This is a genomic window from Blautia sp. AM23-13AC, assembly GCF_003435675.1.
Classification (GTDB): domain Bacteria; phylum Bacillota; class Clostridia; order Lachnospirales; family Lachnospiraceae; genus Fusicatenibacter; species Fusicatenibacter saccharivorans.
This window is the reverse complement of the sequence record NZ_QTUL01000004.1, coordinates 44,613-62,265: the sequence shown is the minus strand read 5'-3', so window position 1 is coordinate 62,265 and position 17,653 is coordinate 44,613. Positions and strand designations below refer to the sequence as shown.

Genomic DNA, 17,653 nt, shown 5'->3' with positions numbered 1-17,653 from the left:
AAAACAAAGGAGATATAGATTACTATGAAATTAGGTATCGTGGGCCTTCCGAACGTCGGAAAAAGTACACTTTTCAATTCCCTGACCAAAGCAGGAGCAGAGAGCGCAAACTATCCGTTCTGTACCATTGACCCGAATGTCGGCATCGTGCCGGTTCCGGACAAGCGTCTGCAGCAGCTCGGAGATTTCTATCAGTCCAAGAAAGTAACACCGGCTGTCATCGAGTTCGTTGACATCGCAGGTCTTGTAAAAGGTGCATCCAAAGGAGAGGGACTTGGAAACCAGTTCCTTGCCAATATCCGTGAGGTAGACGCTATCGTTCACGTTGTCAGATGCTTCGAGGATCCGAACGTTATCCACGTAGACGGCAGCATTGATCCGCTCCGTGATATCGAGACCATCGACCTTGAGCTGATCTTCGCCGACCTTGAGGTACTCGAGCGCCGTATTTCCAAAACTGCAAAATCTGCAAGAATGGACAAAGAGGCAGCAAAAGAGCTCGAATTCCAGGAGCGTCTGAAAAAACTGCTCGAGGACGGAAAAGATGCCATCCTGATGGAGCTGCAGAACGAGGACGAGGAGAAATGGATCGCAGAGTACAACCTGCTGACCAGCAAACCGGTCATCTACGCAGCAAACGTAGCAGAGGATGATCTCGCTGACGACGGCGCAAACAACTCCTATGTACAGTCCGTCCGCGAATATGCAAAAGAGCACAACAGCGAAGTATTCGTTATCTGCGCCGAGATCGAGGCAGAAATCTCCGAACTCGAAGAGGATGAGAAAAAAATGTTCCTCGAGGATCTTGGTCTTACCGAGTCCGGCCTGGAAAAACTGATCGCAGCAAGCTACCGTCTGCTCGGCCTCATGAGCTTCCTTACAGCAGGAGAGGATGAGACCCGTGCATGGACCATCAAAGTCGGAACAAAAGCACCGCAGGCAGCCGGAAAAATCCACACCGATTTCGAGCGCGGATTCATCAAAGCCGAGGTTGTCAATTATCAGGATCTGCTCGACTGCGGTTCCTACGCAGGGGCAAGAGAGAAAGGCCTTGTGCGTATGGAAGGAAAAGATTACATTGTCCGCGACGGCGATGTCATCCTGTTCCGTTTTAACGTTTAACACCAGTAGACAAGAAGTCCCCCGCTTCTAAAGCGGTGGGATGAATTGTTAAAAGAAACATAACGGCAGTGGCGGGCGGAGAGAAATCGGTATCCTCCACTGACATGAGGCAGGTCACAGTCGAACTATTTTCGACATGTCAGACTCCGTGAAAATACCGACTGTGAGTTGAAACAATGAACTGAAAATCAGAGAGAATAAAATCTATGGATATGGAAATTAATTTCCCCAATCTCGGGATTTATCTCGATCATGTGGGAAAAAACATCAGTATTTTCGGATTTTCCATTGCCTATTACGGCATCGTGATCGTAACCGGTATGATGATTGCGATCTGGATTGCCCAAAGAGAGGCAAAGCGGACGGGGCAGAACCCGGAGCAGTACCTCGATCTTGCGATGATCGGCATCGCAGCCGGTATTCTCGGGGCGCGGATTTACTACGTTATATTTGCCTGGGACTATTATAAGGATGATCTTTTGAGTATTTTCAACATCCGCCAGGGCGGACTTGCCATCTACGGCGGTATCATCGGTGCCTGCATTGCGGTGGTGATTTACAGCAGAAAGAAGAAACAGAACTTCAGCCTTCTGATGGATACCGCGAGCATGAGCATCGTGTTCGGTCAGATTATGGGACGGTGGGGAAACTTCTTTAACCGTGAGGCATTCGGTGACTACACTAACAACCTGTTTGCGATGCAGCTTCCGGTTTCCGCGGTCCGTGCCAATGAAATCACACAGAAAATGTGGGATCATGTGGTGACGGTAAACGGCGTCGAGTATATTCAGGTGCATCCCACCTTTTTATATGAAAGTTTATGGAATGTGGGTGTCCTGCTTTTTCTTTTCTGGTTTCGGAAAAGAAAAAAATTTAACGGCGAAGTGTTCCTGATGTATCTGATAGGATATGGCCTTGGAAGAATCTGGATCGAGGGACTCCGCACCGACCAGCTTCTGCTTCCGGTGGTGGGACTTCCGGTTTCCCAGCTCCTTTCGGGGTGCCTTGTGGTGGGATGTACCATCTTGGTGGTATGGAAACGAAAAAAATTATCATCCGGTGGGGAGACAGCCCATTCTTAAGGATAAAACCAGTGAAAAAAACAGAATAAAAATACAGAAAAGGGGAAAACTGGCAAAAAAGGTTTTCTCTTTTTTTGATACAAAATTGGTATAAAAAAGGCGGAAAATGCGCATAAAAATGTTGCATTTTGGGGAAAATCTTAAAAATGAAATAGAAAAAAGACCTTGCTATTTTCCCTGAGTTGATATAGAATAAAAATATAAGTGGTAGAAAGTGGTGAAAAGTGGTGCGTTGTGGAGCGGATGTGGCAGTCCGGCTGCGGCGCGATACATGAAGTGGTGCGTGGGGAGACCGCCATTTCAGGTGATAAGAGGGTTTTCATTATGTTCATGGGAGAGTACAGTCATACGATTGACGCGAAGGGAAGATTGATCATACCGTCCAAGTTCAGAGAACAGCTGGGAGAAGAGTTTGTACTGACGAAGGGATTGGACGGATGCCTTTCCATTTACCCAAACGACGAATGGGCTGCCTTTGAAGAGAAGCTGAGAGCCTTACCACTTACAAACAAAAACGCCAGAACTTTTTCCCGTTTCTTTGTAGCAGGTGCTACGTCATGTGAACTGGACAAGCAGGGGAGGATTCTCGTACCGGCAACGCTGCGGGAATTTGCTGGTCTGGAAAAAGATGTAGTCCTTACCGGAAATATCAACCGGATTGAAATCTGGAGCAAGGAAAAATGGAACGAAAACAGCAATTATGATGATATGGATGCCATCGCCGAATCAATGGAAGAGATGGGCATTGTGATCTGATCTGTTTCGTTGGGATACAGGAGATGACCATGGAATTTTCGCATACATCAGTATTACTGAAGGAAACCATTGAAAACCTTAAGATAAAACCGGACGGAATCTACGTGGACGGGACGTTGGGAGGCGCTGGACATTCCAGTCATATATGTGAGCGCTTATCTGCCACGGGGAGATTAATAGGCATAGATCAGGACGAAGCTGCGATAGCTGCTGCGGGTAAACGCCTGGAACCATTTCAGAACCAGGTCACGATTATCCGCAGCAATTATTGCGATATGGTTCCGCGTCTTGCCGAAATCGGAGTCACCGGGGTAGACGGAATCCTGCTGGATCTTGGAGTTTCATCCTATCAGCTGGATAATGCAGAGCGTGGATTCACATACCGTGAGGATGTTCCGCTGGATATGCGGATGGATCAGAGAAATGCTCTTTCCGCGTACGAAGTCGTGAACGATTACAGTGAAGAGAATCTTTCGCGTATTCTCCATGAATATGGAGAAGAGCGTTTTGCAAGAAAAATTGCACACAATATATGCGTAAGCCGGCAGCAGGCGCCGATTCGAACAACTGGGGAGTTAATCGAAATCATCAAGCGCTCGATTCCGGCAAAAATAAGGGCGACGGGCGGCCATCCGGCCAAGAGAACCTTTCAGGCAATCCGTATCGAAGTGAACCAGGAACTTACCGTTCTGTCGGAGTCACTGGACGGCATGATTGATCTCTTAAATGACGGTGGAAGACTTTGTGTCATCACCTTTCATTCTCTGGAAGACCGTATCGTAAAAAACATTTTCAGAAAAAACGAGCATCCATGTACGTGTCCGCCGGAATTTCCGGTCTGTGTATGCGGAAAGAAGTCCAAGGGAACCGTAGTAACTCGGAAACCGATCTTGCCGGGAGAAGAGGAAATGGAAACAAATCCCCGTTCCAAGAGCGCAAAACTGCGCGTCTTTGAACGAAAAGTGTGACGGCTCGGCACGAAGGAGACAGAGAAGTTATGGCCAGACGGGCAGATGGAAGGGTAAATTCGACAGATAGAACGAAACGTTATACGCCAGATACGTTTGAGGACGGAAGTGCGGTACGGCGTCTTGCAGCACAGCCGCAGGAAGCACCAAAAGAAGCACGGCCTCTGAAATCGGGTGTGAGCAGCCAGACAAGAAGAAACCGGGCACGGGCGACACAGATCAGCGCGGGCTACGCTGTTTTTCTTGCCATTGTCTGCACACTGTGTATCGCGGCGTGTGTTGCGTATGTCAAGTTGCAGACCGTGGTTACCACGCAGGCGGAAGACATTACCAGCAAAGAAAAAGAATTGAGCGATCTGAAGGCGGACAATGACGCCTATTACAATACAACGGTTGCCTCCGAAGATCTTGAGGCAGTCAAAGAAGCAGCACAGAACCGGCTCGGCATGAAATATGCAGATGAGTCCCAGGTAATTTATTTCGATGATTCAGAAAACAGCTATGTGAGACAGTATCAGGATGTTCCGGATGCGAAATAGGTGAAAACGTGAGTAAACAGAAAAAAAATAAAAAACGAAGCGGGGCATTCCGGAGACGGAAGACAAGTGGGCGTATGAGCAGAAAACTGGTAGCACTCTTTTTGGGAGTGATGCTGGTTTTTGTTGCTTTAGCGATTGACATTACGTATGTGAATGCCACAAAGGGAGAAAAATACGAAAGACAGGTTTTAAGCCAGACGCAGCAGTCCTACGACAGCAGGACAATTCCATTCCAGCGGGGAAGTATTACCGACCGGAACGGAACGATTCTGGCAACGAGTGAGAAGGTTTACAACGTTATTCTCGACTGTAAACTTGCCAATACGACGGTAAAAGATGAAGAAAAGAACGATACCCATCCGTACGTCGATCCGACCGTAGCAGCACTGGTTGAATACTTCGGACTCGACGAGACGGATATCCGGGATCGTCTGACCGGCGAAACGACAAAAGAAAGCCAGTACCAGGTTCTCGCCAGAGAGGTCTCGATGGACGCGAAAAAAGCGTTTGAGGCCTATGTGGACGAGTACGCGGACAAAAAGAACAAGGAGCTCGATGAGAACGAGCAGGCGGAAAAAGCATACCGTGCCAACATCCGCGGCGTCTGGTTCGAGGAATCCTACCACAGAACGTATCCGTTAAATTCACTTGCCTGCGATCTGATCGGCTTTACGTATTCAGGAGACACGGCAGACTGGGGAATCGAAGGGTATTATTCCAGTATCTTAAATGGCGTGAATGGCCGCCAGTTCGGCTATTACAACGAAGATGCGGATATGGAACAGACGATCATCGAGGCGCAGCCGGGCAAAAACGTGGTTACGACGATTGATGTAAATATTCAGAAGATCATCCGCACGGCGATCGAGAATTACAATGAGCGGATTCATGTCCAGAACGGCGCGGACGAATCGGACACTGAGACGAACCGTCAGACAAAAGCGGCAAAGAATATCGGCGTTGTCGTGATGGATCCGAACAATGGAGAGATTCTTGGTATGGATTCTTCCGACTGGTATGACCTGAACAATCCAAGAGATCTGACACCGTTCTATTCGCAGGAAGAAATTGATGCGATGAACGATAACGAGACAATGGAGGCTTTGAGTGCCATCTGGAAAAACTACTGTATTTCCGATGCATATGAGCCAGGTTCCACGGCAAAACCGATGAACGTGGCGGCGGCATATTCCCTCGATGTAATCGATGATGATACCCTGTTTGACTGTGAGGGGTTTGAGACGATTGCAGGGCAGATGATCCGCTGCGGAGCTTATCCGGGAACACATGGCGTACAGACACCGGCCGATGTACTGAAAAACTCCTGCAACGCTGGTATGATGCAGATCGGACAGAAGATGGGAGCAGCGGAATTTCTCCGCTATCAGGATATTTTCGGTTTCGGCAGTCTGACAGGAATTGACCTGCCGGGTGAGGCGTACGGCCTGGTTCACACGGAGGATACTATGGGACCGACCGAGCTTGCAACGAGTACATTCGGACAGGGCTATACCGTGACGATGGTACAGCAGGCAGCTGCGTTTTCCTCTCTGATCAACGGAGGCAATTATTACCAGCCGCATGTGATGAAGACGATCACGGACAGCACAGGAGCTGTTGTTGAGAGCAATGAGCCGAATCTGGTGCGTCAGACGGTTTCCGCGGAAATCAGCGATAAAATGAGAAGTTTCCTCCAGGGAGTCGTGACCGATGGAAGCGGCCAGAGTGCAAAGGTTGCCAGTTACACGATGGGAGGAAAAACAGGTACTGCACAGAAGTATCCGCGAGGCAATGGAAAATATCTCGTTTCCTTTATCGGATTTGCACCGGTAGAAAACCCGAAAGCTGTTGTTTACGCGATTGTGGACGAGCCGGATGTAGAAAATCAGGCGAACAGTGTGCTGGCACAGGAGATCGTAAAAGAGATCTACACAGAACTGCTGCCGTATTTGAACGTATTCCCGGATGATACGGACGGTGTGACGGGCGAAGGCTCCGAGACCGGAACGGATGATCCAAACGTAGCGGCACCGGTACAGGAAGACGATACGGAAAACAGTGCTGAAAACAGTAATATCGAGAACGGCGGTCTGACAAACGCCGAGCTGGATCTCATCAATGAAGAGTAAAAAAACATAAAAAACAAAAGACATAACCCCATAGCAGTTTCCATATAGTGTTATCATAATGGATTCGGCTATGGGGTATTCTATGCGTAAAAACAAAACGTATCACCGGAAAAAGACGGTTCTTCTGTGGGTACTCTGCATGGGAATGATGGTCGGACTTGCCGGGCGGCTGGTGTATCTGTGTGTGTTCCGGTCCGTCTATTATTCCGAGAAGGCGGATGATCTGCACGAGCGGGAGCGCGGGATCAAGGCGGCGCGCGGCCGGATTCTTGATGCAAACGGGGAAGTTCTCGCGGCAAACCGCACGGTCTGTACGATTTCCGTGATCCACAGCCAGATTGAGGAGCCGGAGGCGGTGATCGCGATGCTGGTAAAAGAGCTTGGAATTTCGGAGGAGACGGCGCGGAAACGCGTGGAGAAGCGGTCTTCAATCGAGCGTGTCAAGACGAATGTGGACAAGAAGACGGGTGATACCATCCGGTCGTACGGATACGCGGGGGTAAAAGTGGATGAGGATTTCAAGCGGTATTACCCCAAAGGGAAGCTGGCGTCGCGCGTTATCGGCTTCACCGGAGGCGATAATCAGGGCATCATCGGACTGGAGGTGGAATATGAGGAAATTTTAAAAGGAATCAACGGAAAAATCCTGACGACAACGGATGCGCGCGGGATTGAGCAGAACGGCATCGGGGAGAGCCGCCAGGAGCCGGTGGCGGGAAGGGACTTAAAGGTCAGCCTGGATGTCAATATCCAGGCGTACTGCCAGCAGGCGGCGGAAAAGGCGATGGCAGAAAAACAGGCGGACAGCGTCTCGATTCTTCTTATGAATCCGCAGAACGGAGAAATCTATGCCTGTGTCAATGTGCCGGAGTTCGACCTCAACGATCCGTTCACGCTGCAGCAGGATACAACGGGACTTTCGGAAAAAGAAATTCAGGATCTGCTGAACCAGATGTGGCGGAATGCCTGCATCAACGATACGTACGAGCCGGGATCTACCTTTAAGATCATCACGATGTCGGCGGGACTTTCGGAGGGCGTTGTGTCGCCGAACGATTCGTTTTTCTGTCCCGGCTACAAAATCGTGGAGGACCGCCGGATCCACTGCCACAAGCGGACGGGACACGGAGCCGAAAACTTCGTGCAGGGCGCGCAGAACTCGTGCAACCCGGTGTTCATTGAAGTGGGGCTGCGGCTCGGTGTGGAAAAGTTCTGTGATTACTTCCGGAATTTCGGTCTGATGGAAAAGACGGGGATCGATCTGCCGGGCGAGGCATCGACGATTATGCACAAGGAGGAAAACATCGGAGAGGTTGAGCTTGCGACGATGGCATTCGGCCAGTCCTTCCAGATCACGCCGATCCGCCTGGCGGCGACGGTCTCTGCGCTCGTCAACGGCGGAAAAATGGTGACGCCGCATGTCGCAACGGATGTGCTCGATGAAGAAAGAAATGTTGTAAAGCATCTGAATTTTCCGAAAAAAGAAGGGGTTCTTTCGGAAGAAACTTCCAGGACGGTGCGCGAAATTCTGGAAAGCGTCGTTTCAGAAGGGTCTGGAAAGAATGCGTACATCGAGGGATATTCCATCGGCGGAAAGACGGCAACTTCGCAGACACTTCCGCGGAGCGCCAACCGCTATATTTCCTCATTCCTCGGCTTCACCCCGGCGGAGCATCCGACGGTGCTGGGGCTTTGCATTATCCGCAATCCGCAGGGCGTCTACTACGGCGGAACGATCTGCGCGCCGGTGATCCGCGATATCTTTTCCAATGTACTTCCGTATCTCGGTATTGGGCACAATTCTCAGGAAACCTGAGAATTGTGTCCTTCGCAGCCCTCATTTAAAGTTTTGCTTCGCAAAAGGAGGGCTGCTCACACCTGAATCACTTTCTTACGCAGCGAAACAGCAAGTGTTTCACTGCTGAGCGAACCGTAACTTGGATTATAAAAGAAGGTTGCGAAACAGAACAAAAAGCTATATACTGAATAGGCTGGAGAAAATATTTTGACATGCCTGTTCCGTACACAATCCGTACAAAAAGGAAGAGGTGCGTCTATGAAAAGAGAAATGATCCTGCCGGTTCTTCTTTCCTTTGGCATCAGCCTGGCGCTGGGGCCGGTTCTGATCCCGTTTCTGCGAAAAGTCAAAGCGGGGCAGAAGGAGCGGGAAGAGGGTGTGCCGAGCCACCAGAAAAAAGCGGGAACCCCGACGATGGGCGGCGTGATGTTTCTGGCGGCGTTTACCGCAGTTTCCCTCCTTTTCCGGAAAGAGGGAGCGGAAGTGGTTCCGGTGCTGTTTCTGACGCTTGGTTTTGGCCTGATCGGCTTTCTCGATGACTATCTGAAAGTCGTGCTGCACCGCAGCGACGGGCTGTACCCGAAGCAGAAAATGGCACTGCAGGCAGTGATTACAGCAGTCTTTCTGTGGTATTTGGCGCGTTTTTCCGGAATTTCCCTCCGGATGCGCATTCCGTTCTTTCCAGGCAAAGAGCTGGACGCAGGGATTTTTACGATTCCGTTTCTCGCCTTTGTGATTCTTGGAACGGTCAACGGTGTCAACTTTACCGACGGCCTTGACGGGCTGGCGGCGAGTGTGACGATTTTAAATGCTGTTTTCTTTTCCGTGGCATCGATCGGCCTCGGAAACGGTGTTTCCCCGTCCCCGCTTGCGGTTATCGGGAGTCTGCTGGGGTTTCTGGTATTCAATGTATTTCCTGCCCGCGTCTTTATGGGCGATACAGGAAGTCTGGCACTCGGCGGTTTCGTCTCGGGAATGGCGTGTTTCTTACGTCTCCCCTTATTTCTGCCGCTTGTGGGATTCATTTATATGATGGAGATTCTCTCTGTGATCCTGCAGGTGTCATTCTTCAAACTGACGAAGGGAAAACGGATCTTCAAGATGACGCCGATCCATCACCATTTCGAGCTGATGGGCTGGTCGGAGACACAGATTGTGACGGTGTTTGCTACAATCACAGCGATACTATGCCTGATCGCATTGATGGGGCTTTAAAATATGGAGGTAATCAAACATGATTTTCGCAGGAAAAAAAGTACTGGTTTTCGGAACCGGAAAGAGTGGAATTGCAGCGGAGGAGCTGCTGCACAAGAAAGGTGCTTCTGTCGTTCTTTACGATGGAAATGACAAACTCGAAAAAGAAGAAATCTTAAAAAAATTAGAGAGCCGTGACAGCGTGGAAGTTGTCTTAGGCGAGCTCCCGGAGGAGATGCTCGACAGCCTTGATCTTGTCGTTTTAAGCCCGGGCGTTCCGACGGATCTGCCGGTTGTCCTTAAAATGAAAGAAAAAGAGATCCCGGTCATCGGTGAAGTGGAGCTGGCGTATCAGGTAAGCCGCGGAAAAGTGCTTGCGATTACCGGTACTAACGGAAAGACCACCACAACATCGCTGCTCGGCGAGATCATGAAAGCATATCAGCCGGAAGTAAAAGTGGTCGGAAACATCGGAACCCCGTACACATCCGCAGCACTCGACACGACAGATGATACCGTAACGGTTGCCGAGATCAGCAGCTTCCAGCTGGAAACCATCAAAGAGTTCCATCCGGCGGCAAGTGCGATCACAAACATTACCGAGGATCATCTGAACCGCCATCACACGATGGAAGAGTATATCCGCGTGAAAGAGTGTATCACCGAAAATCAGACGATGGATGATCTCTGTGTGCTGAATTATGAGGACGAAATCCTGCGCCCGTTCGGCGAAAAACTGATGGCAGAGAAGAAAGTACAGGTGATGTACTTCTCGAGTCTGCGTGCGTTAAAGGACGGCATCTATTATCAGGACGGCGAAATCCGCATTGCAAAGAACGGCGAGACGGAGCTTCTGACCAGAACCGACGACTTAAAACTGCTTGGCTTACATAATTTTGAAAACGTCATGGTTGCTTCTGCAATGGCACTTCATGCAGGCGTGCCGATGGAAACTGTCCGCAAAGTCATTCAGGAGTTTGCAGGGGTAGAGCACCGCATCGAGTATGTCTGCGAGAAGGACGGCGTGGCATATTACAACGATTCCAAGGGAACGAATCCGGATGCGGCCATCAAAGGCATCCAGGCGATGAACCGCCCGACTCTGCTGATCGGCGGCGGCTACGACAAGCAGTCCACCTACGAAGAGTGGATTCAGGCATTCGATGGAAAGGTACGTTTCCTGGTTTTGATCGGAGATACGAAAGAGAAGATCGCAAAAGCGGCAAGAAGCGTCGGATTCAACGACATTATCATGGCAGACAACTTAAAAGAAGCCGTACAGATCTGCCACGACAAGGCAAATGCAGGGGATGCGGTTCTTCTTTCCCCGGCCTGCGCAAGCTGGGATCAGTTTAAGAGCTATGAGCAGCGCGGTGAGCTGTTTAAGGAGTACGTAAGAGCACTGTAAAAATGGTTACTGTTCACTCAGCAGTAAAACACTTGCTGTTTTACTGCGTAAGAACTGTAACTAAAAACGTCATATCAGGAAACTATCCCGCATAAGCTGAAAAAGAGCGAACGGCGGGTGTGGCGCGGATGCGGAAGGAAAAAGAGAAAAAAATAGATGGGACGCTGCTGGTGACGGTATGGATTCTGCTTGGCCTTGGACTTGTGATTCTGTACAGCGCCAGCGCGTATAACGGCCGGGTCAGATTCCATGACCCGGCTTATTATTTCAAGAAGCAGCTCTTTGCAAGTGCGCTCGGTGTGATCGGTATGTATGCGGTTGCAAAAATAGATTACCGGCGGCTGTTTGCACTGGCACCGTGGTTTTATGCGGCTTCCCTTGCGCTCTCAACGGCGGTGCTCTTTTTCGGAAGTGAGTACAATGGCTCGAAGCGGTGGTTAAAGCTTGGCCCCTTATCGTTCCAGCCCTCGGAATTTGCCAAGATGGCGGTGATTCTCTTCCTGCCCTGGGTGATGGAGCACACGAAAGGCCGGTCCGACAGTCTCTGGTTTATGACAAAGGCGGTGCTGTGCACTCTGCCGATTGCAGCGCTTGTCGGAAGCAATAACTTAAGTACGGCGATTATTTTGCTCGGAATCTGTGCGTTTCTGATCTTTATTTCACATCCGGGCTACCTGCCGTTTCTCGGAATCGGAGGCGCCGGCATCGGGTTTATTGCCGTTTTTCTAATGATGGAGAGCTACCGCCTTGAACGCCTTGCCATCTGGCGCAACCCGGAGGCGTACGAGAAGGGGTTCCAGACCATTCAGGGACTCTATGCGATCGGCAGCGGGAGAATCTTTGGCTGCGGGCTTGGAAAAGGCCTGCAGAAGCTTGGCTTTGTGCCGGAAGCGCAGAATGATATGATCTTTTCGATTATCTGTGAGGAGGGCGGACTGTTCGGCGCCTGCCTGGTGATCGCCGTGTTTGCGGTGCTGATCTGGCGCTTGATGGTCATTTCGATCCATGCGCGGGATCTTGGCGGAGCACTGATTGCGGGCGGAATTATGGGGCATATTGCGCTTCAGGTGATCCTGAACATCGCGGTTGTGACAAATACGATTCCGAATACCGGCATTACGCTGCCTTTTATCAGTTACGGCGGCACCTCCGTGCTGTTTCTGCTCGGCGAGATGGGGCTTGCCCTGTCGGTCTCGAGGGACACCGATTAAAAAGGCGGAAAAGCGCTGCAGAACGGGAACAAAACGGGAGTGTAATGCATACCGTAAAAAGAGAGGCCGGATGGGAGAGAACAGGTGGGAGTATATCAGATTCTCGGCGGAAGGCGGCTTTGCGGAACGGTAACAGTCCAGGGTTCCAAAAATGCCGTTCTTCCCATGATCGCGGCGGCGGTTCTGACAAAAGAGGAGGTCGTGCTGGAAGGCTGCCCGAAGATTTCCGATGTGGAGGATATGGCGGAGATTGTAAGAAGCCTTGGCGGAACAGTCTGGTGGGAGAGGAATGCGCTCCACCTGAACTGTGAAAAGATCGAAAAAAGCCGTGTGGAGGGAGCGCTTTCGAAGAGACTGCGCGCCTCTCTTTTGTTTCTGGGAAGTCTTCTTGCAAGGACAGGGGAGGCATACCTTGCAGGGGCCGGCGGCTGCCGGATCGGAAAGCGGCCGACGGACCTGCATCAGAGGGCAATGGAGCTTCTGGGAGCCGAGGTCTTCGAGGAGGACGGCACCATTCGGGCAAAGGCAGATCATCCGAAAGGAGCCGTGCTCTGCTTTCCGAAAAAGAGCGTCGGGGCGACGGAAAATGCGGTTCTTTTTGCTGTCGGAGCGGAAGGTGCAACAAGGCTGGAGCACTGTGCGCGGGAGCCGGAAGTGGTTCATCTCTGCCGGTTTCTTAAGGCCATGGGAGCGGAGATTACCGGCGAGGGGACGGAGCAGATTACCGTTTACGGAAGGCGGGGAAAGAGACTGCTGTCCGGCTGCCGGTATCGTGTTCCGGGTGACCGGATCGCGGCAGGGACGTATCTTCTGATGGGCGCGGCGACGCGGGGGCACCTGACGCTTTCCGGCGCGCCGCTGGACGAAATGGGGGCGGTTCTGTCCCTCTATCAGAAAATAGGTGGACAATATACAAGGAAGAGTGGTACACTGGTAGCAGACAGCAAAAACGTGCAGCATGCTGTTCCGTACGTGGAGACAGAGGAATATCCCGGTTTTCCGACGGATCTGCAGTCGCTGTATCTGGCGGCAGCGATGACGCTGGAAGGAAAGAGCTGTATCTGTGAAAATGTATTTGAGGACCGCCTCCGGACGGCAGAGGAGCTGCAGAAAATGGGCGGTACGCTGCAGATCTACGGAAAATGGCTGATGGCCGAAAAAAGCCGTCTGCACGGTGCAGAAGTTGTTTCCCAGGATCTTCGGGGCGGCGCGGCACTCGTATCGGCGGCGCTTGCCGCAGAAGGATTTTCCACAATCCGGCAGACAGAACTGATTGAGCGGGGGTATGAACGGTTTCCAGAAACGCTCCGGGAACTCGGAGCCAAGATTATCGTAGAAAAAGAAATATGAGACAGAAAAAAAACAGAAAAAAGAAGAAAAACAGAAAAATACGGATTCTGACCGGGGTGGTGCTTGGCGTCGGCCTTGCAGGTGCCTTGTTTTTTAATGTGTTCAAAATCCGCAATATCCAGGTGGCGGGGAACACCCGGTATACAAAAGATGAAATCAAAGAGATGGTCGCGGGCGACAAGTGGATGAAAAACACGGTGCTTCTTACGACGTTTCATTCGAAGGTTGATATGAGCGATATTCCTTTTATGAACTCCGTGGAGTTTACGTTTGTAAGCTATGACACCATCTGCATCCAGGTAAATGAGAAAAAAGTGGTCGGTTATGTCGAGTACGAAGGCCAGAAGGTCTATTTTGACAAGAACGGCATCGTGCTGGAGTGCGTGGACGAGGAGCAGGAAACACCTGCGGAGGGTGAGTCTTCCGACGGAACTGCCTCCGATGGAACGAGTGCGGATGGATCCCTTACGAGTGAGCCGCTTGCATCCGAAAGCAGTACGTCCGACGGTGCGCTCTCGGCGGATACGATTAAAAGTGCACGTGTGACAACGACAGACTTTCAGCCTACCCTTTCCGATGTTCCGCTTGTAACAGGACTTACGTTTGACTATGTGACCGTGAACGAGCAGCTCCCGGTTGAAAAACCGGCAGTTTTCCGCACCATGCTCGCACTTACGAGAATGACGGAGAAATACAATATCACGCCGGACAGTGTGGAATTTAATGAGAACAGCGAAATTATTCTGCATTACTATGATACCGTGCGGATTCTGCTTGGAACCGATACGGCGTTAGAAGAAAAGATGACGCGCGTAGCAGCAATCCTGCCGAGCCTTTCCGGTCTTTCCGGAGAACTCCATATGGAGGATTACAAGGACGGCGACAGCAGCTTTGTCTTCTCGAAAGATGTATAAGAGGAAAGGAAAGCCGTCAAAAAAACGCAATAATCCTGAATTTTTTATGAAATACGAAAAAAACAGTTGATTATTTTCCGAAGAAATTATATTATATCTTTATGTATGACCATCAGAATATCAGACTATTTTGAGATAGACAGCAGTTCATAATCAAAAGGAGGAAGTTGAAATTGTTAGAGATCATGACAAATGAGGCAGAATCATCTGCAAAGATTATCGTAATCGGTGTAGGTGGTGCAGGAAATAATGCTGTAAATAGAATGGTGGAGGAATCCATCGGCGGCGTTGAATTCGTTGGAATCAACACCGATAAACAGGCGCTGACCCTCTGTAAGGCACCTACCATTCTCCAGATCGGCGAGAAGCTGACCAAGGGACTGGGCGCAGGAGCAAAACCTGAGGTTGGAGAGAAAGCAGCCGAGGAGAGCATCGAAGAGCTCAAACAGATCATGGAAGGCGCTGATATGGTATTCGTCACCTGCGGTATGGGCGGCGGAACCGGAACAGGTGCAGCACCGGTTGTAGCAGGCGTTGCAAAAGAAATGGGCATTCTGACTGTCGGCGTTGTAACAAAACCGTTCAAATTCGAGGCAAGAACCCGTATGAGCAATGCGCTGATGGGAATCGAAAAACTCGAGGAAAACGTAGATACCCTGATCGTGATCCCGAACGACAAACTTCTTGAAATCGTAGACCGCCGGACAACCATGCCGGAGGCATTAAAGAAAGCAGACGAGGTTCTGCAGCAGGCCGTACAGGGCATCACAGACCTGATCAACCTGCCGGCACTCATCAACCTCGACTTCGCAGATGTTCAGACCGTTATGACCGACAAGGGTATCGCCCACATCGGTATCGGCGAGGCAAAGGGCGACGACAAAGCGCTCGAGGCTGTACAGCAGGCTGTTTCCAGTCCGCTGCTTGAGACCACCATCGAGGGTGCAAGCCACGTTATCATCAACATTTCCGGAGATATCTCCCTTATGGATGCAAATGATGCTGCAAGTTACGTACAGAATCTGGCTGGAGAGGATGCAAACATCATCTTCGGTGCTATGTATGATGATTCTGTTACCGATACAGCGAAGATCACCGTTATCGCAACAGGCCTCAACGATGCAACGGCGAAACAGGCAAGCGTATCCCGCAAAGAGCCGGCAGATGCAAGAAAGAGCGCATTTTCCAGCAGCAGCTTCTCTGCACAGGCAGCCGCTCCGGTACACACTGCTCCGAAAGCTTCCGCTCCGGTACAGCCGCAGCCACAGGTTCAGGTGCAGCCGCAGGTACAGGCTCAGCAGACCATGACAAGCAATGTTCCGAAAAAGGACATCCAGATCCCGGATTTCTTAAGAAACCGCAGATAAGCAAAGAATAATAAGCAAATAACGAATTTACCTCGACACGCCGCAGACCGAAAATGTTGCGGCGTGTCGAAGTTTGTTGATCAAAAAAGAAGGTCATTCTTCCGAAAACGACAAAAAATTCACCCCCTTCCGTCTATAATAGGGTCTGTTAGAAATTCAGACCATGCAAAAGGCGCAGGGGGTGTTTTTTTGCACTATGAGATCTTTCTGGATCTTCTCTTTGCAGAGAATCTTCTGCTGAATTATACTATTCTGCGCCTTTCCTCCTTTCTTCTGAAACGATCTGCCACGCGAAGAAGGAGTTTTGCGGCAGCCGCGCTCGGCGCCGGTTATGCGGTGCTGTATGCCGTGTTTGCACGGTATCTGCCGGGTGCGCTGCTCGCCCTGGTCGGAATCGGAATTACAACAGGGATGGTGAAATCTGGCTGCAGAATCACGACAGTACGGGATCTTGTGGTGGGAATGGCAGGCTATATACTGTCCGGTTTTCTGATCGGCAGTGCATACCGCCTGTTCCGGGAGCTGATGCCGGGAAGGGGAATTTTTCTTTTTCTTCTTTCCGGGAGTGCCGCATATGCGGGAACACTCCTCCTGCTGAAGATCCGAAAGGAGATGCTCCTGGAACACGCCAGGCAGGTTACGGTACAGCTTGTGCAGAATGGGAAATGGAAAAAAGTAAAAGGACTGTACGACACGGGCAATACTTTGCGGGATGCCACAACCAAAAAGCCGGTCTCGGTCGTACCGTACACTGTGATACTCGAATTGTTCCCGGACGAAATGCGGACAGGGATTGCGGCGCTTGCAAGGCACGAGACGGTGCCGGAGCCGGAACGGCTTCTTGCGCTGCAGCCCCGTTACATACCGTTTCGCGGACTGGAAGGCCGGGGCTTTCTGCCGGTGATCCGGATCTCGGAAATGATTCTTGTGACAGAACATACAGCCAGGCACATAAGCGGACCGCTGATTGCGCTTGGCGGAGAAAATAGTTCATCTCCCAGGGGCTATGAAATAATTTTGCATCCAGATCTCATGGAAGGACAGGAGGAATGAAGTATGCTGCAGGCTGCACTGCCAAACGGATTCCGGCTTCGTATGCTGCCGCGGTCCGTGCCGGCTGTATTTCGTCAGACAGGAGAAATTTTTTATATCGGGGGCACAGATGTTCTCCCGGCGCCTTTGGAAGGACAGGAGGAGGCCGATGCGATTGCGGGGCTTTCCGATCCGGAAAACGAGACGGCAAGGAGCGAGCTGATCGAACACAACCTGCGTCTCGTCGTCTACATTGCACAGAAATTTGATAATACAGGAGTTGGTGTGGAGGATCTGATTTCGATTGGAACCATCGGCCTCATCAAGGCAATTAACACGTTCAATCCGGAAAAAAAGATCAAGCTTGCCACGTACGCGTCCCGGTGCATTGAGAACGAGATTCTGATGTATCTGCGGAGAAATAACAAGACACGGATGGAGGTCTCGATCGATGAGCCGCTCAATGTAGACTGGGATGGAAATGAGCTTCTTTTGTCGGATATCCTCGGAACGGAGGAGGATGTGATCTATCAGGGGCTCGAGCAGGAGGCGGAACACCGCGTGCTGGGAAGCGCAATCAGCAAGCTCTCTGAGCGGGAGCAGGTGATCGTGAAACTCCGGTTTGGCATCAATATGCCAGAGGGGCGGGAGAAAACGCAGAAAGAAGTCGCGGATCTTCTTGGAATTTCACAGTCGTATATTTCGCGGCTGGAAAAACGGATTATGAAACGGCTGCGGAAAGAGATTGCGCGGTATGAATAGAGCATAAAAATGCCCTGCCCG

The 17,653-nt window shown here is 50.8% G+C and carries 15 protein-coding genes; all 15 read left to right on the top strand.

The window, feature by feature from the left end; genetic code table 11:
- Positions 1–24: 24 nt before the first annotated feature.
- A complete protein-coding gene (gene ychF, locus DW642_RS06390) occupies positions 25–1,122 on the top strand; it encodes a redox-regulated ATPase YchF (protein WP_022461456.1) in 1,098 nt (365 codons plus the stop codon).
- A gap of 206 nt (positions 1,123–1,328) precedes the next feature.
- Complete coding sequence (gene lgt, locus DW642_RS06385) at positions 1,329–2,204, top strand: prolipoprotein diacylglyceryl transferase (RefSeq protein ID WP_022461071.1); 876 nt, start codon at positions 1,329–1,331, stop codon at positions 2,202–2,204.
- 324 nt (positions 2,205–2,528) lie between these two features.
- Complete coding sequence (gene mraZ / locus DW642_RS06380; RefSeq protein WP_022461070.1) at positions 2,529–2,960, top strand: division/cell wall cluster transcriptional repressor MraZ; 432 nt, start codon at positions 2,529–2,531, stop codon at positions 2,958–2,960.
- 29 nt (positions 2,961–2,989) lie between these two features.
- Entirely contained in the window at positions 2,990–3,928 is a 939-nt protein-coding gene (gene rsmH / locus DW642_RS06375; protein WP_055265773.1) for a 16S rRNA (cytosine(1402)-N(4))-methyltransferase RsmH, read from the top strand.
- Positions 3,929–3,957: 29 nt separating this feature from the next.
- Complete coding sequence (locus DW642_RS06370) at positions 3,958–4,467, top strand: hypothetical protein (protein WP_022461068.1); 510 nt, start codon at positions 3,958–3,960, stop codon at positions 4,465–4,467.
- Positions 4,468–4,541: 74 nt separating this feature from the next.
- Positions 4,542–6,596 carry a peptidoglycan D,D-transpeptidase FtsI family protein gene (locus DW642_RS06365; protein ID WP_117509645.1) on the top strand — a complete coding sequence of 685 codons (2,055 nt, stop codon included), beginning with the start codon at positions 4,542–4,544 and terminating at the stop codon, positions 6,594–6,596.
- An 82-nt stretch (positions 6,597–6,678) separates the two neighbouring features.
- Positions 6,679–8,412 (top strand): peptidoglycan D,D-transpeptidase FtsI family protein, encoded by a 1,734-nt coding sequence (locus DW642_RS06360; RefSeq protein ID WP_117509644.1) that lies wholly within the window; start codon positions 6,679–6,681, stop codon positions 8,410–8,412.
- Between the two features lie 240 nt (positions 8,413–8,652).
- A complete protein-coding gene (mraY, locus tag DW642_RS06355) occupies positions 8,653–9,609 on the top strand; it encodes a phospho-N-acetylmuramoyl-pentapeptide-transferase (protein WP_117509643.1) in 957 nt (318 codons plus the stop codon).
- A 19-nt stretch (positions 9,610–9,628) separates the two neighbouring features.
- A complete protein-coding gene (murD, locus tag DW642_RS06350) occupies positions 9,629–10,996 on the top strand; it encodes a UDP-N-acetylmuramoyl-L-alanine--D-glutamate ligase (RefSeq protein ID WP_117509642.1) in 1,368 nt (455 codons plus the stop codon).
- A gap of 128 nt (positions 10,997–11,124) precedes the next feature.
- On the top strand, positions 11,125–12,207 hold the full coding sequence (locus DW642_RS06345) for an FtsW/RodA/SpoVE family cell cycle protein (protein ID WP_117509641.1): 1,083 nt from the start codon (positions 11,125–11,127) through the stop codon (positions 12,205–12,207).
- 84 nt (positions 12,208–12,291) lie between these two features.
- On the top strand, positions 12,292–13,557 hold the full coding sequence (murA, locus tag DW642_RS06340) for a UDP-N-acetylglucosamine 1-carboxyvinyltransferase (RefSeq protein ID WP_117509640.1): 1,266 nt from the start codon (positions 12,292–12,294) through the stop codon (positions 13,555–13,557).
- Positions 13,554–14,471: a cell division protein FtsQ/DivIB gene (locus tag DW642_RS06335; protein ID WP_117509639.1), complete on the top strand. Its 918-nt coding sequence runs from the start codon at positions 13,554–13,556 to the stop codon at positions 14,469–14,471. The genes murA and DW642_RS06335 overlap by 4 nt, the downstream gene beginning before the upstream one ends.
- Before the next feature lie 185 nt (positions 14,472–14,656).
- Positions 14,657–15,838: a cell division protein FtsZ gene (gene ftsZ / locus DW642_RS06330; RefSeq protein WP_055219889.1), complete on the top strand. Its 1,182-nt coding sequence runs from the start codon at positions 14,657–14,659 to the stop codon at positions 15,836–15,838.
- A gap of 189 nt (positions 15,839–16,027) precedes the next feature.
- Positions 16,028–16,891 carry a sigma-E processing peptidase SpoIIGA gene (locus tag DW642_RS06325; RefSeq protein ID WP_158554986.1) on the top strand — a complete coding sequence of 288 codons (864 nt, stop codon included), beginning with the start codon at positions 16,028–16,030 and terminating at the stop codon, positions 16,889–16,891.
- Between the two features lie 42 nt (positions 16,892–16,933).
- Positions 16,934–17,632, top strand: a complete 699-nt coding sequence (sigE, locus tag DW642_RS06320) for an RNA polymerase sporulation sigma factor SigE (RefSeq protein ID WP_330377007.1) — start codon at positions 16,934–16,936, stop codon at positions 17,630–17,632.
- Positions 17,633–17,653 lie beyond the last annotated feature (21 nt).